Consider the following 15,804-nt stretch of genomic DNA (forward strand, 5'->3'; position numbering starts at 1 on the left):
TCCAACCGGAGCCTTGAAGCCGGAAAGAAGAACAACAAGGACCCTGAAGCGCTTCGGCCGAAAGGCACACGCTTCCATCAGAGCAGAGACTTAATGCCTACCGTCAACCAGCTCATCCGCAAGCCGCGCTCTCCGAAGCCGGTCCGGAACAAGGTGCCCGCCCTGAAGGGCTGCCCCCAACGTCGCGGCGTCTGCACCCGCGTCTACACGACGACCCCGAAGAAGCCGAACTCGGCTCTGCGTAAGGTCGCCAAGGTCCGTCTGACCACCGGCATCGAAGCCGTGTGCTACATTCCGGGCGAAGGCCACAACCTGCAGGAGCACTCGGTGGTGCTCATCCGCGGCGGCCGCGTCAAGGACTTGCCCGGCGTCCGCTACCACATCCTGCGCGGCGTCCTCGACACCCAAGGTGTCAAGGATCGTAAGCAGCGTCGTTCGCTCTACGGCGCCAAGCGTCCGAAGTAAGGAATAGAAGAAGATGTCCCGCCGCCGTCGCGCCGAGAAACGCCAAGTCCTGCCGGATCCCAAGTTTGGGGACCTGATCGTCACGAAGTTCATGAACTACGTGATGTACGAGGGCAAAAAAGCCGTCGCTGAAAACATCATCTATGGTGCTTTCGACATCCTGGAAAACAAGCGCAAGGACCAAGGTCCGCTTGAGACCTTCCACTCCGCCCTGGACAACGTCGCCCCGGCGATCGAAGTCCGGTCGCGCCGCGTCGGCGGCGCCACCTATCAGGTGCCGGTGGAAGTCCGTCCGGACCGTCGTCGCGCCCTGGCCATCCGTTGGCTGGTGACCGCCGCTCGCAAGCGCGGTGAAAACACCATGACCGAAAAGCTGGCTGGTGAGCTCCTCGACGCTTCCAACAACCGCGGCACCGCGGTGAAGAAGCGCGAAGACACCCACAAGATGGCTGAAGCCAACCGGGCCTTCTCGCACTACCGCTGGTAACCTTTCTTACCAGCACTCTTTCAGGCGCGGGCGGTTTGCGATAAACCGCCCGCGCCGCACGTTTAAATCCCGGTCGTGTCCGTCAGGGCCGTCCCGTTTCGCAGAGCGATCGCTATGCCCCGCACGCATAAAATCGAAGACTACCGCAACTTCGGCATCATGGCCCACATCGACGCGGGCAAGACGACGACGACCGAGCGGATCCTGTATTACACCGGTAAGTCCCACAAGATCGGCGAAGTCCACGACGGCGCCGCCACCATGGACTGGATGGAGCAGGAGCAAGAGCGCGGCATCACCATCACGTCGGCCGCGACGACCGCTTTCTGGAACGACAAGCGCCTCAACATCATCGACACCCCCGGGCACGTCGACTTCACCATCGAAGTCGAGCGCAGCCTGCGCGTTCTCGACGGCGCCGTGACGGTGCTGGACGGTAACGCCGGCGTCGAGCCGCAGACCGAAACCGTCTGGCGTCAGGCCGACAAGTACCGCGTGCCGCGTATCGTGTTCGTCAACAAGATGGACAAGATCGGCGCCGACTTCGACAAGTCGGTCGAGTCGATCCGCGACCGCCTCGGCGCCAAGGCCGTGCCGATCCAATTCCCGATCGGTTCGGAATCGAACCTGAAGGGCCTCGTGGACCTGGTCCGCATGAAGGCCGTGGTCTGGGACAACGACGGCCTGGGCGCGACCTACCGCGACGAAGAAATCCCGGCCGACCTGCTGGACAAGGCCGTGGAAGCCCGCGCCTATCTGGTCGAGAACGCCGTCGAGCTCGATGACGACGCGATGGAAGCCTATCTGGGCGGCGAGGAGCCCTCGGAAGAAACCATCAAGAAGTGCATCCGCAAGGCTGTGCTGAACGGCGCCTTCTACCCGATCCTCTGCGGCTCGGCCTTCAAGAACAAGGGCGTTCAGCCCCTGCTCGACGCCGTCGTCGACTACCTGCCGTCGCCGCTGGACATCCCGCCGACCAAGGGCATCGACTTCAAGACCGAAGAAGAGATCACCCGTAAGGCCTCGGATGAAGAGCCCCTGTCGGTTCTGGCGTTCAAGATCATGGACGACCCCTTCGTTGGTTCGCTGACCTTCTGCCGCCTGTACTCGGGCAAGATGGAAACCGGCATGAGCCTGCTGAACTCGACGCGCGACAAGCGCGAGCGGGTCGGCCGCATGCTGCTCATGCACTCCAACAACCGCGAAGACATCAAGGAAGCCTATGCCGGCGACATCGTCGCCCTGGCCGGCCTCAAGGACACCCGCACGGGCGACACCCTGTGCGATCCGCTGAAGTCGCCGGTGATCCTGGAGCGCATGGAATTCCCGGCGCCCGTTATCGAAATCGCCGTCGAGCCCAAGTCGAAGGCCGACCAGGAGAAGCTGGGCGTCGCCCTGCAGAAGCTGGCCGCCGAAGATCCGTCCTTCACCGTCTCGACCGACTTCGAAAGCGGCCAGACGATCCTGAAGGGCATGGGCGAACTGCACCTGGACATCAAGATCGACATCCTGAAGCGGACCTACAAGGTCGAAGCCAACATCGGCGCGCCGCAGGTTGCCTATCGTGAATCGCTGGGCCGCAAGGTCGACATTGACTACACCCACAAGAAGCAGACCGGTGGTACGGGCCAGTTCGCCCGCGTCATGATCACTTTCGAACCCGGTGAACCCGGGTCGGGCTTCATCTTCGAAAGCGCCATCGTCGGCGGCGCCGTGCCGAAGGAATACATCCCGGGCGTCCAGAAGGGCCTGGAATCGGTCAAGGACAACGGCCTGCTGGCCGGCTTCCCGCTGATCGACTTCAAGGCGACCCTGACGGACGGCAAGTACCACGACGTCGACTCGTCGGTCCTGGCCTTCGAAATCGCCTCGCGCGCCGCCTTCAAGGAACTGCGCGAAAAGGGCAGCCCCAAGCTGCTCGAGCCGATCATGAAGGTCGAGGTCGTGACCCCGGAAGAGTACCTGGGTTCGGTCATCGGCGATCTGAACAGCCGTCGCGGCATGATCCAGGGTCAAGACATGCGCGGCAACGCGACGGTCGTGAACGCCTTCGTCCCGCTGGCCAACATGTTCGGCTACGTGAACACCCTGCGGGGCATGTCGCAAGGCCGCGCCCAGTTCAGCATGGTCTACGACCACTACGAGCCGGTGCCGCAGCACGTCGCCGACGAAGTGATCAAGAAGTACGCCTAAGCTTTCCGTTTCGGAAAAGCCTAGACGCTGGATTGAAAGGGGTTCAAAGGAGCCCCTTTCGCCCCACCCCAGAAGTTCAATCAATCTGAAGGCCCCTCTGGGGTCCTGGAGCTAAGAAGATGGCCAAGGAAAAGTTCGAACGTAATAAGCCGCACTGCAACATCGGCACCATCGGTCACGTTGACCATGGCAAGACGACGCTGACGGCCGCGATCACGATCACGCTGGCGAAGTCGGGCGGCGCGACCGCCAAGAACTACGCCGACATCGACGCTGCGCCGGAAGAAAAGGCCCGCGGCATCACGATCAACACCGCCCACGTCGAGTACGAGACGGCCAACCGTCACTACGCTCACGTCGACTGCCCCGGCCACGCCGACTACGTGAAGAACATGATCACGGGCGCCGCCCAGATGGACGGCGCGATCCTGGTCGTGTCGGCCGCCGACGGCCCGATGCCGCAGACCCGCGAGCACATCCTGCTGGCCCGTCAGGTCGGCGTGCCGGCCCTGGTCGTGTTCATGAACAAGGTCGACATGGTCGACGACGAAGAGCTGCTCGAGCTCGTCGAAATGGAAGTTCGTGAGCTGCTGTCGTCCTACCAGTTCCCGGGCGACGACATTCCGATCACCAAGGGTTCGGCCCTGGCCGCCGTGGAAAACCGCGACGCCAAGATCGGCGAAGAAGCGATCCTGGCCCTGATGGCTTCGGTCGACGACTACATCCCGCAGCCGGAACGCCCGATCGACCAGGCCTTCCTGATGCCGGTCGAAGACGTGTTCTCGATCTCGGGCCGCGGCACCGTGGTGACCGGTCGCGTCGAGCGCGGCATCGTGAAGGTCGGTGAAGAAGTCGAAATCGTCGGCATCCGTCCGGTCCAAAAGACCACCTGCACGGGCGTCGAAATGTTCCGCAAGCTGCTGGACCAAGGTCAAGCGGGCGACAACGTGGGCGTGCTGCTGCGCGGCACCAAGCGCGAAGACGTCGAGCGCGGCCAAGTGCTGTGCAAGCCGGGTTCGATCACCCCGCACACCAAGTTCGTGGCCGAGGCCTACATCCTCACCAAGGAAGAAGGCGGCCGTCACACCCCGTTCTTCACCAACTACCGCCCGCAGTTCTACTTCCGCACCACGGACGTGACCGGGATCATCAAGCTGCGCGAAGGCGTGGAAATGATCATGCCGGGCGACAACGCCGAGCTGGACGTCGAGCTGATCACCCCGATCGCCATGGAAGAGAAGCTCCGCTTCGCCATCCGTGAAGGCGGCCGCACCGTCGGCGCCGGCGTCGTCGCCAAGATCGTCGAGTAATCGACGCTTCTAGCTTCGGCTGACAAAGCGAAGGCCCCGGAGGAAACTCCGGGGCCTTTTCTTTTGGGCTCTGCTTATGACCCTCTCCCATAGGGAGAGGAGGGGCCCACGCGAAGCGTGGGAGGGTGAGGGGGTACGCCGCCAACCGGCGTGCCGGCACTGGCTCTACCGCGTCAAGCCAACAAACTCCGCCTCCCTCGCCCTCGTGGCGAGGGCCCATGCCGGCGACCGCTCAAACCTTGATCGTCCTGCAAAGGTCTGAGCGGCTGAACGATGGATCCTGGGCACAAGGCCCAGGAAGGCGATTTTAGGTTGGGCGGACGGGGATTGGCGCTCGTCCATCCCCATCGCCACGAGAACGAACCCCAGCCCAATCAAAGCCATATAACTTTCTCACCCGAACTTATCAGACGCGTCGAAACCGCCGGCATAATCACAGCTGTCCCGTCGCAGGGAGAGGGCGCAAGGATCCGGCCCGAAGCGTGCGACGGCGATGCGATCGAGCGGGGCTGAGGGAGCTGCGTGAGCAGGGCCTGAAAGCTTAAATGAGGATGGGGGACGTAAACCCATCCATCGGGAGCTTGCCCAATAGGCTCCCGCCCGTCCGAGGGTCCGCGCCGCATGCACGCCTGGCCGCCAAGAAACGGGGCGCATTGCATGGGGAAGGGGCACAGGGCGGAAGAGGCCCGCGCGTCCCGGCCTGAGGTTCAACGATCGCGCGGGGCGTCAGAGCTTCGTCGAAACGGTGTTCTTCCATAGCAAATCCGGGCGTCGCCCGGACGCCCCGCGCCCTCTCCACATCCCCTTCGCAGCCGCGGCGCGAGGCGGCGCCGCCGTGCGTATCGCTTCGGTTTCGCACCCTTGCCGCCGGGAAATATGGGCCTGCGTCGGGTCGGATAGAACGGTGTTCGCGGCGTGTCGGGGGATGCGGCGCGCCGGAGGGATCATGGACGACGGACACGCCGTGCGCGCGGCGCTGCAGGAGGCGAGCGCGGCCTTGGGGCGGGGCGACCCGGCGGCGGCCGAGCGCCGGCTGGCCCAGGCCGAGCGCGCGGCGCCCGCCGACCTGGACATCAAGCTGCAACTAGCCCTGGTCAAGCGGCTGTCCGGCCGGCTCGAAGAGGCCGTGGCCGTGCTCGATCAGGCCCTGGCCATCGACCCCTACTGTTTTCTGGCCCTGCTCTCCAAGGGAGCGATCGTCGAGCGCCAGGGCCAGGCCCGCGCGGCCGCCCGCATCTACAAGGACGCCCTGGCCATCGCGCCGGCTGACCTGCCGCCGGGCCTGGCCGCCCCCGTCGCCCGGACCCGCGCGGCCGTCGAGCGCAACGCCGAGGACCTGGAGGCCTTCCTGCGCGCCCGGGTGTCGGCGCGGGACCTGCCGCCGCGCTTCGCCGAGGGGCTCGAGGTCTATGCCGGCCGCAAGCGCGTCTACAATTCACAGCCCCTGCTGCTGCACTATCCCGGCCTGCCGTCGATCCCGTTCTTCGAGCGCGAGCACTTCCCCTGGCTGCCGGACCTGGAGGCGGCCACAGACATTGTCCGCGACGAACTGCTGGCGTCGCTCGACCCGGCCCTGACCGGTTTCGACCCCTATATCGCCTATCCGCCCGGCGCCCCGGTGAACCAGTGGGAGGAACTGAACCACTCCCGCAAATGGACCTCCAAATGGCTCTGGAAGGACGGCCAGGTCCAGGCCGAGGTCCAGTCGGCGCATCCCCGGACCACGGCCCTGCTCGACAGCCTGCCCCTGGCCCGCCAGGCCGGCTTCTCGCCGACGGCGGTGTTCTCGGCCCTTGAGCCGCGCACCCACATCCCGCCCCACACCGGCTCGACCAATGTGCGGCTGCTGGTCCACCTGCCGCTGATCCTGCCCGGTCCGGCCCGCTTCCGGGTCGGCAATCACACGCGCTCCTGGGAGATGGGCAAGGCCTGGGTGTTCGACGACACGATCGAGCACGAGGCCTGGAACGACGCCGACCAGACGCGGGTGATCCTGATCTTCGACGTCTGGAACCCGCTGCTGGGCGAAGGGGAGCGGGCGATGATCACCGAGATGATGACGGCCCGCCGCGCCTTCTACGCGGCCGAGGGGGAGTGAGATGACGACGACGAGACGAACGACGGCGGCCCTGGTCGCCATGGTCCTGGCGGCGGGCGGAGCGGCCCGCGCCGGCGAGGCCGGCCAGGCCCAGCCGAAGGCCATCCGCGAGGTGCTGGACTGCCGCGCCGTTCCCTTGGCCGAGCGCCTGGCCTGTTTCGAGGCGGCGGCGAACGCCCTGGCGGCGGCGACCGACGCGGGCGAGGTGGTGGCGATCGATCGGGGCCAGGCCCGCGCCGCCCGCCGCGCCGCCTTCGGCCTGCCGCTGGACGGCCTGGCCTTCCTCGACCGCGCGGTGAAGGCCGAGGAGGCCGATCGCCTGACCGGAACCGTCAAGGCCTTCAAGCGGCTGGCGGGTGTCGGCTATGTCCGGGTCGAGCTGGAGGACGGGTCGGTGTGGCGGCAGATCTCGGGCGATCCCGACCAGCCCGTCCGCGCCGGCGCCTCGGTGGTGGTCGAGCGCGCGGCCCTGGGCAGCTTCGTCATGCGCGTCGACGGCCGCCCGCCCTTCAAGGTCCATCGCGACATCTGAACCCCAAAAGAAAACGGCGGGCCGCGGGGCCCGCCGTTCGCCTTTCCGCTGGTCGCGGCTCCGGTCGCCCGGAGCCGCGCGCTGCTTAGAATTCGCGCGAGATCCGCACGAAGCCGTAGCGGCCCAGGGTGTCGTACACCTGCGAATAGGTGTTGCCGTTGCACGAACCGGAGGGGCAGTTGCTGCCGCCGACCAGCGGCGGATCGATGTCGAACAGGTTGTTGACGCCGATGTTCATCTTGTAGACGTCGCGAAGGCTGAACGAGGCCGACAGGTCGATGTAGCTGCGGCTCTTCAGGCGCAGGTCGGTCGCGTACTGCAGGTCTTCGTTGTTCAGCTGCGGGTCGTCCGAGGTGGCGTCCAGGTCGATGCCGGCGATGTAGCGCCACTGGGCCGAGATCGACAGGTCGCTCCACGGCGTGGTCCAGGTGGTGCGCAGCTTGTGGCGCCATTCCGGGCTCGGCGTGCCGCAGATCGTGCCGTAGTAGCCGGCGCAGTCATAGGCGGCGTCGCCGGGCAGGGGCTGGGTCTTCAGCGTGTCCAGCCAGGTGCCGACGAAGTTCACCGAGCCGCGACCCCAGCCGCCGAGGCCGAAGGTGTCGAGGTCGGTGCTGTAGTTGAGGTTGAAGTCGACGCCCGAGGTTTCCAGCGAACCGGTGTTCATCGTCAGGTCGGTGACATAGCCGTCCGACGACAGGTACAGCGAGTTGTTGGAGTCGCGATGGACCAGCGAGCAGAAGGCCTGGTCGTTGTTGTCGACGCAGCGTTGCAGGATCAGGTCGGCGCCGACGGTGGAGATGTAGTCCTTCACCTTGATGTGGAAGTAGTCGACGCTGAGCGACAGGCCGGGAACGACGCTCGGACGGGCGACGAAGCCGACCGTGTAGGTGTCGCTGGTTTCCGGCTTCAGGTCGGGGTTGCCGCCCGTCAGGCCGTTGTACTGCGAGGCGGTGTTGTCCTCGATGGCCAGCACCTGGGCCGTGGTCAGGCCGAAGGCCGTGGCGCACTTGGCCGCGGTGGCCATGTCGTCAGGGTCCGTCGAATCCAGGCCGGCGCAGGGATCGGTCGAGCCGTCGAGCTGCACGGCGTTGGCCGCGTACAGTTCGATGACGTTTGGCGCCCGGACGGCGCGGTTGTAGCTGGCGCGGAACCGCAGGTCGTCGATCGGCGAGTAGTCGGCGCCGATCTTGTAGGTGTTGGTCGAACCGACGGTCGAGTAGTCGGAATAGCGGTAGCCGAGTTCCAGCTGCAGGTCCTTGACCAGCGGGGCGTTCTGGACGAGCGGCACGCGGGCTTCGCCATAGAGTTCGGCGACGTTGAACGAGCCGTTGACGGCCGGCGACGCGCCGCCGGTGCCCGACAGCAGGCCTTCGGTCAGCAGGTAGTCGGCCTGGTAGGTCAGGCTCTCGCGGCGGTATTCGACGCCGGCGGCCACGCCCACGCCGTCTTCGGCCAGCGGGCTGCGCACGCCGTAGTCGCCCAGCAGGCCGGTGATCGAGAAGTTGAGCACGTGCTGGCTGGTCGTGCCCTTCTCGCTGCCGTCCACCGTCAGGTAGTCGAGCGCGGCCTGGGTGACGCCGCCTTCCGAGAAGATGTTGTAGGGCACGCAGCCGGCGTCGGACGACTTACAGACGACGTTGCCGTTGGCGTCGGTCGTGGCGATCAGCGCGTTCTGGATGCGGCTGGTCAGGAAATAGCCCGTGGTCGACTGGGTGTAGATCGTCGTGCCGTACTGGAAGTAGGTGTCGTAGCTCCAGTTCTTGTCCAGGTCGCCGCGGGCGCCGACGACGGCGCGGTACGAAGTGTGGCGGATGTCGCTCTGGCGGCCGCCGCCCTCGGTGTTGCGGCGGGCGACCGTGACGCTCTTAAGGGTCGAGGTGCCGGCGTCGGTGGTGCCGCAGAGCTGGACCTGCTGGGCCGAGGTCATCAGCGGGTTGTCGCAGTTGATCTGGTAGGTGCCGGCGAAGATGCCGCCCGGGGCGATCTGGGCGACCGTGTGGTCGTCCATGAACATCAGGTCGGTATAGGCTTCCAGCCAGGGCTTCACTTCATAGTGGGCGAAGGCGCCCAGGGTCACGCGCTTGTCGGGACGCTGGTAGTAGTTGGTCGGGCCGTAGTTGTAGACGTCGGTGGCGGCGTTGCGGGCGCGGAAGGTGTTGCCGTCCACGACGAAGCTGCCGACACGGGCCGGGTCCGAGGTGCCCGAGCCGCCGCAGGTGAAGACCGAGCCGGAGTTGAAGGTACAGGCGCTGTAGTCGCGGTTGCCCTGCAGCACCGAGGCGACTTCACGATAGGTGGCATAGGCGGTGACATTGCCCTTGCCGTCCGGCGAGTTGGCGCCGATCGTCAGCGAGAACTCGCTGGCCTCGCCGTCCCACACCGTGCCGTCGGGCAGGGAGAAGCCCTTGGCGTTGTTGGCGTTCTTGGCGTTCACGTCTTCGTTGTGGTGCTGGTAGCCGCTGTACTGGGCGTCCAGCTTCACGCCTTCGAAGTCGCGCTGCATGATGAAGTTGACGACGCCGGCGACGGCGTCAGAACCGTACACGGCCGAGGCGCCGCCGGTGTTCACTTCCACGCGCGAGACCAGCGACGAGGGAATGAAGTTCAGGTCGGCGGCCGGCGCGACGGGGCTTCCGGGGGTCATCCGGCGGCCGTCGATCAGCACCAGGGTCCGCGAGGTGCCCAGGCCTCGCAGGTTGACGGTCGCCGTCCCCGTGGCGCCGTTCGAGATGTTGGCGCCCTGGGCCGCGAAGGCCTGGGGCAGCGCGTTGATCATGTCCTCGACCCGCGTCACGCCCTGAGCCTTGATGTCCTGGCTGGTGATCTGCGTGACCGGGCTGATGCTCTGCATGTTCGGCTGCGGAATCCGCGAACCGGTGACGACGACTTCTTCGACGGCGGCCGGATCGTCAGTCGTCTGGGCCTGCGCCAGCACGGGCGCTGCCATCATGGCGATGACGAGCGCGGATGCGCTCAGTAGATAGGTATTTCTAGCCATTCATAGTCCCCAGTATTCGCCAAAGCGTCGCCGCAATGGTCGTTATGGCGAAATAAAATTCCGCCGTAGAGGCAGGGATGGGCAGGGTTTGTTTCTGGATTGTGAGATGACGGTTCTGTAAAATATATACGAATTACAGTATTGGATAAACGAAAGTAGGCTTGTGTCGAATACCGAAGTATTATTGAAGCCATTCGATATAATTCGGAAATCTATGTTTCTCGAAGAAATGAAAACCGCGGTTATCTGGCTTTGCGATATGAATTGGCAATGTCCGGCTGCGTGGCCTCTGGGCCACACCCCCGTGGCCGTCTTTCGCGTGGCGGCGCCGGCGCCTAAACGGTAGTCTTTTGACCATGTCCGATGCTTCCGCCCGTCTCCGTCCGGCCCTCGCTTGGCGCGCGCCCGGGCGCTCGGCGCCCGCCGACCGCTGGACCCCCAGCGAGACCGCCGTCGGCCTGTCGTTCGACGGCCGTCCCCACGCCGTGCTGATGGCCACCCCGGCCGAGGTCGACGACCTGGCGCGGGGCTTCGTCATCACCGAAGACGTGGCGCGGGCGGACGAGATTCGCTCGGTCGAGGTCACGCCCAACGAGCTGGGCCTTCTGGTCGATGTGCGCCTGGCGGAGGGCGCGGGCCGTCGCAAGGCCCGGCCGCGCAACCTCGAAGGCCGCTCCAGCTGTGGGCTATGCGGCGTCCAGCGCTTGGCCGACGCCGTCCGCGACCTGCCGCCGGCCGCCGAGGGCGTGGCGGTCGCCCATGAGGCCATCACCAAGGCCCTGGCCGATCTGGAAGAGGCCCAGGCCCTGGGCCGCAGCACCCGCGCCACCCATGCGGCGGCCTTCTGCGATCCTGCGGGGCGGGTCGTCCTGCTGCGCGAGGACGTCGGCCGCCACAACGCCCTCGACAAGCTGGCCGGGGCCATGGCGCGCGAGGGGCGGGATGCGTCCGCGGGCTTCGTGCTGGTGACCAGCCGTTGCTCGTTCGAAATGGTCGAGAAGGCCGTGCGCATGGGCGCGGCCATGATCGTGGCGGTCTCGGCGCCGACCGACCTAGCCGTGCGCCGGGCCGAGGAGGCCGGCCTGACCCTGGTGGCCCTGGCCCGGGCCGACGGCCACATGGTGTTTTCCCGCCCCGATCGGCTGGTCGAGGCGGTTCTGGAGTCCGCGTGATGGCCGATGATTCCAATCCCGCTGGGGGCAAGATCCCCGGCGTGAAGCCCTATGGCGGTCCGGCCGGCGGTTGGGGGGCGCTGAAGGCGGTGGCCGGCGCCCTGGCCGACCAGGAGACCGTGGTCGAGGGCGGCAAGACGCTGATGCGCGCCAACCAGCCCGAGGGCTTCGACTGCCCCGGCTGCGCCTGGCCCGATCCCAAGCACACTTCGTCGTTCGAGTTCTGCGAGAACGGAGCCAAGGCCGTGGCCTGGGAGGCGACCTCCAAGCGCGCCACGCCCGAGGTCTTCGCCGCCCACACGGTCAGCGAGCTCTTGACCTGGAGCGACCACGCCATCGAGGACCTGGGCCGGCTGACCCATCCCATGGCCTACGACCCGGCCAGCGACCGCTACCTGCCGATCGCCTGGGGCGAGGCCTTCGCCCGCACCGGCGCGGCGCTGCAGGCCATGGACCATCCGAACGAGGCGGAGTTCTACGCCTCGGGCCGGGCCAGCAACGAGGCGGCGTTCCTGTTCCAGCTGCTCGGCCGCAAGGTCGGGACCAACAATTTCCCCGACTGCTCCAACATGTGCCACGAGCCGACCAGCGTCGGCCTGCCGGACTCGATCGGCATGGGCAAGGGCTCAGTCAGTCTCGAGGACTTCGACCACGCCGACCTGATCCTGTGCTTTGGCCACAACCCCGGCACCAACCACCCGCGGATGATGGCCACCCTGCGCGAAGCCTCGCGGCGGGGCGCGACGATCATGGCCTTCAACCCGCTGGTCGAGCGGGCGCTGGAGCGGTTCGCCTCGCCGCAGGATCCGGTCGAGATGGCGACCCTGTCCTCGACCCCGATCGCCTCGCGCTACTATCAGGTGAACGTCGGCGGCGACGCGGCGGTGCTGCAGGGGCTGATGAAGGCGGTTCTTGCCTTCGACCGCGCCGCCCGCGAGGCCGGCCAGCCGGCGATCCTCGACGACGACTTCATCGCCGAGCACACGGCGGGCTTCGAAGCCTTGGCCGCCCAGATCGACGCCGCCGCCTGGGAGGAGATCGTCGCCGTCGGCGGCCTGTCGCGCGCCGAGCTCGAGGAAGCCGCCGCCATCTACGCGCGGTCCAGCGCCGTCATCCTCTGCTACGGCATGGGTCTGACCCAGCACCGCAACTCGTCGAGCACGGTGCAGCAACTGGTCAACCTGCTGCTGCTGCGGGGCAATATCGGACGGCCGGGGGCGGGGATCTGTCCGCTGCGGGGCCACTCCAACGTCCAGGGCGACCGCACGGTCGGCATCTGGGAAAAGCCGTCGGCGGCCCTGCTCGACAGCCTGGGCCAGGTGTTCGGCTTCACGCCGCCCCGCGATCACGGCCACACCGTGGTCGAGGCCATCGCCGCCATGGAGGCCGGCGAGATCAAGGTCTTCGTCGGCCTGGGCGGCAACTTCGCCGTCGCCGCGCCCGATCCGCTGCGCACCTATGCGGCCATGCGCAAGGTCGACCACGCCGTCCACATCGCCACCAAGCCCAACCGCACCCACCTGCTGGTCGGCCGCGAGACGATCCTGCTACCGTGCCTGGGCCGCACCGAGATGGACGTCCAGGGCGGGGTGCGCCAGTCGGTGACGGTCGAGGACTCGATGTCGATGGTCCACGCCTCGCGCGGTCTCAACCCGCCGGCCTCCGAGCAGCTGATGTCCGAGCCCGCCATCGTCGCCGGCATCGCCCGCGCGGCCCTGGGCGATGAGGACCCGGTCGACTGGGAAGGCCTCACCGCCGACTACGACCGCATCCGCGACCTGATCGAGCGCGTCTTCCCGACCGCCTTCACCGACTACAACACCCGCGTCCGCCAGCCCGGCGGCTTCCGCCTGCCGCTGCCCCACGCCGAGCGCAAGTGGAACACGCCGTCGGGCAAGGCCAACTTCCTGCTGCACCCCGGGCTCGACGATCCCCGCAAGGGCGACGCCTCGGTGCTGCTGCTGACCACCCTGCGCAGCCACGACCAGTACAACACCACGATCTATGGCGAGAACGACCGCTATCGCGGCGTGTTCGGCCGGCGCGACGTGGTCTTCGTCCACCCGGACGACCTGGCCGAGCGCGGCATCCAGGAGGGTGACCGCATCGACCTGGCCGCCGCCTTTGATGAAACCGGCGCGCGAGTCGTGCGCGCCTTTACGGCCGTGGCGCGAAAAATTCCGCGCGGGTGCGTCGCCGCATACTATCCGGAAACCAATGCTCTGGTAGCGCTGGAGGATCACGACCGGCGCAGTGGTACGCCGGCCTACAAGTCGGCGCCCGTGCGGCTTTCGCGGCACGAGACCTGACCAGGCCGGACTCTCCGCCCGGCGTCGTCCGCAAGGACAAGGGAGCAGGGGCGGTGGAAAGAGCACTGCAGGCGCGAGTCATCGAGGTCGCCGATCTGGGCGCGCCCGAACGCGCCCTGTGGAACGCCCTGCGCGACGCCGATCCGCTGCTGGCCAGCCCCTATTTCGACCTTCGCTATATAGAGACGGCCGCTGACTGCGCTCCGGGAGCGCGGATCGCGGTGCTGGAGCGGGGCGCCCGCATCGTTGGTTTCCTGCCGTTCCAGCGACGCGGCTCGGTTCTGCAGCCGCTGGGCGCGCCGTTGAGCGACTTCCACGGCCTGGTCGCCGAGCCCGGCGTCGAGCTGGCGCAGGTCCTGGCCCTGCTGGGCGCCGAGCGCATGCGGTTCAGCGGCCTGGTCACCCGTGAGCCGGCCGGCGAACTGTCGGTCCGCCACGCCATGGCCGCCGATCTGTCGAACGGCTTCGAGGCCTACCAGGCCGGACGCAGCGCGGCCTTCCTGAAGGACAAGCGTCGACGGGCCCGGGCGCTGGAGCGCGACCACGGCCAGACGGTCTTCACCTTCGAGCGCCCGACGCCGGACCTGCTGGCCTGGCTGGTGGCGCAGAAGCGCGACCAGATCCGCCGCACCCACCAGCACGACATCTTCGCCTGCGGCTGGACCCAGGACCTGCTGCATCGCCTGGCCAAATACGACGACGCCGACTTTTGCTTGAGGCTGGCCGTGCTGCGGGCCGGCGGGACGATCGTCGCCGCCGAACTCGGCCTGACCAGCGGCGATCGCCATCACCTGTGGTTCCCGATCTACGACCAGGACTTCGCCCGCTATTCGCCCGGCGCCCTGATGACGCTGGAGACCCTGCGCGCCGCCGCCGCGCTGGGCGTCGCACGGGTCGACTTCGGGCCAAGCGAGGAAGCCTACAAGGAAGACTTCGCCCAGCCGATGGAGCCGGTGCTTGAGGGGACGCTGGCCGTCCGCCCGTCGCTGATGACCCATCTGCGTGGCGCGCCCGGCGCAGACCGCATCGACGAGGTCGGCCGTCGCCTGGCCCGTCGCCTCGACCGCATCTCGGCCTGCGAGCCCGGCCTGATCGGCCAGGTCCGGGGCGGCGCCAGTTTCGTCACCGCCCTTGGCCGACGCCACCCGAAGGTCGGGGCGGGCGTCGGAGCGGGCATCGGCGTCATCGGACTTGGACTGAGCATCGGCCTGCTGGCCGACTAGAAAACTGGATCCTAGGGAGGAGTAAGTCGCATGACCCGTCTCGTCGCCCCCTGGTCGGATGATCAGCTCCGAAGCTTCCGCAAGGCCCCGATCACCTTTCGTCACAACCTCGCCGAAACCGGCCTGTTCGACGACGACGCCCTGGCGCGCCTGCTCGACGCCTATCCGGCGCAGCTCTACGACATCAACCTGTTCGACTTCGACGCCGAGGGCCAGGCGACCATGCGCACCGGCGCCCGCGGCCGCCTGCCGGGCCGCGAGGTGCTGGCCGGGGTCAAGGAGGGCCGCATCTGGGTGCAGCTGCGCCGGGCCGAGGCCTGGTATCCGGCCCTGACCCCCCTGATGACCCAGGCCTTCGCCGAGATCGCCGGGCAGGTGAAGGGCTTTTCGCCCGTGCAGCTGAACGGCCAGCTGATCCTGTCGGCGCCCCAGGCCAAGGTGCCGTTCCACGCCGACGCGCCGGGCGTCATCCTGTTCCACCTGCGCGGCCGGAAAAGGATCTGGATCTATCCGGCCGACGAGGCCCACATGCCCCAGCAGGGCATGGAGAACATCCTGCTCAAGCAGCAGACCGAGGATCTTCCGTATCGCCGCGACATGGACGGCGCCGCCCAGGTGTTCGACCTCGAGCCCGGCATGGCCGCCGCCTGGCCGCTGCACGCGCCGCACCGGATCGAGAATCTCGGCGCCTTCAACGTCTCGCTGTCGGTGGACTACCAGACCTGGGGCTCGCGGCTGACCAACGGGGCCCACTACGCCAACGGCGTGCTGCGGCGCTGGGGCCTGCCGGTCGCGGCCATGGACCAGACGCCGATGGCGGCTCGCGCGGGTCTCTGGGCCGCCTCGCTCGGCCTTAAGCGGATGCGGCTGGTCGAGGACCGGATCAAGGCCTTCGAACGCACCTTCGAGCTCGGCGACGCCCAGAAAGCGGCCTGAACGCCGACCCGTTTGGGCGTGACAACCGCGTCATGACCTCGAATTAAGTCGTCTGGCGCGGCCTCGCCGACTAGCGTTCCC

11 protein-coding genes are annotated in these 15,804 nt (G+C 67.2%); 10 read left to right on the top strand and 1 reads right to left on the bottom strand.

Features of this window, described 5'->3' with window-relative positions; translation table 11 throughout:
• Positions 1-93 precede the first annotated feature (93 nt).
• The 6 genes from rpsL (at position 94) to I4Q42_RS03000 (ending at position 7,085) form a co-directional block, all read left to right on the top strand.
• A complete protein-coding gene (gene rpsL / locus I4Q42_RS02975; RefSeq protein WP_058350131.1) occupies positions 94-465 on the top strand; it encodes a 30S ribosomal protein S12 in 372 nt (123 codons plus the stop codon).
• A 13-nt stretch (positions 466-478) separates the two neighbouring features.
• A complete protein-coding gene (gene rpsG, locus I4Q42_RS02980; RefSeq protein ID WP_007661568.1) occupies positions 479-952 on the top strand; it encodes a 30S ribosomal protein S7 in 474 nt (157 codons plus the stop codon).
• A 114-nt stretch (positions 953-1,066) separates the two neighbouring features.
• A complete protein-coding gene (fusA, locus tag I4Q42_RS02985) occupies positions 1,067-3,145 on the top strand; it encodes an elongation factor G (protein ID WP_110121625.1) in 2,079 nt (692 codons plus the stop codon).
• Between the two features lie 119 nt (positions 3,146-3,264).
• A complete protein-coding gene (gene tuf, locus I4Q42_RS02990; protein WP_198574523.1) occupies positions 3,265-4,455 on the top strand; it encodes an elongation factor Tu in 1,191 nt (396 codons plus the stop codon).
• A gap of 946 nt (positions 4,456-5,401) precedes the next feature.
• On the top strand, positions 5,402-6,553 hold the full coding sequence (locus tag I4Q42_RS02995) for an aspartyl/asparaginyl beta-hydroxylase domain-containing protein (RefSeq protein ID WP_198574558.1): 1,152 nt from the start codon (positions 5,402-5,404) through the stop codon (positions 6,551-6,553).
• A gap of 1 nt (position 6,554) precedes the next feature.
• Positions 6,555-7,085, top strand: coding sequence for a hypothetical protein (locus I4Q42_RS03000; RefSeq protein ID WP_198574559.1), 531 nt, complete (start codon positions 6,555-6,557; stop codon positions 7,083-7,085).
• A gap of 85 nt (positions 7,086-7,170) precedes the next feature.
• Here the strand turns inward: I4Q42_RS03000 and I4Q42_RS03005 are convergent, their stop codons facing one another.
• Positions 7,171-10,083 carry a TonB-dependent receptor plug domain-containing protein gene (locus I4Q42_RS03005; RefSeq protein WP_198574560.1) on the bottom strand — a complete coding sequence of 971 codons (2,913 nt, stop codon included), beginning with the start codon at positions 10,081-10,083 and terminating at the stop codon, positions 7,171-7,173.
• A 356-nt stretch (positions 10,084-10,439) separates the two neighbouring features.
• Between I4Q42_RS03005 and fdhD the strand changes: the two genes are divergently transcribed.
• From fdhD to I4Q42_RS03025, 4 genes are read left to right on the top strand one after another with little or no spacing between them, the layout of a single operon-like run.
• Entirely contained in the window at positions 10,440-11,255 is an 816-nt protein-coding gene (gene fdhD / locus I4Q42_RS03010; RefSeq protein WP_198574561.1) for a formate dehydrogenase accessory sulfurtransferase FdhD, read from the top strand.
• Positions 11,255-13,564, top strand: coding sequence for an FdhF/YdeP family oxidoreductase (locus tag I4Q42_RS03015; RefSeq protein WP_198574562.1), 2,310 nt, complete (start codon positions 11,255-11,257; stop codon positions 13,562-13,564). Before fdhD ends, I4Q42_RS03015 begins: the two co-directional genes overlap by 1 nt.
• Positions 13,565-13,617: 53 nt before the next feature.
• On the top strand, positions 13,618-14,787 hold the full coding sequence (locus I4Q42_RS03020) for a GNAT family N-acetyltransferase (RefSeq protein WP_198574563.1): 1,170 nt from the start codon (positions 13,618-13,620) through the stop codon (positions 14,785-14,787).
• A 30-nt stretch (positions 14,788-14,817) separates the two neighbouring features.
• The gene (locus tag I4Q42_RS03025) at positions 14,818-15,723 is read left to right on the top strand and encodes a transcriptional regulator (RefSeq protein ID WP_232792787.1); all 906 of its coding nucleotides are present in this window, start codon (positions 14,818-14,820) and stop codon (positions 15,721-15,723) included.
• Positions 15,724-15,804 lie beyond the last annotated feature (81 nt).

Source organism: Caulobacter hibisci, assembly GCF_016135805.1.
Taxonomy (GTDB): Bacteria; Pseudomonadota; Alphaproteobacteria; order Caulobacterales; family Caulobacteraceae; genus Caulobacter; species Caulobacter hibisci.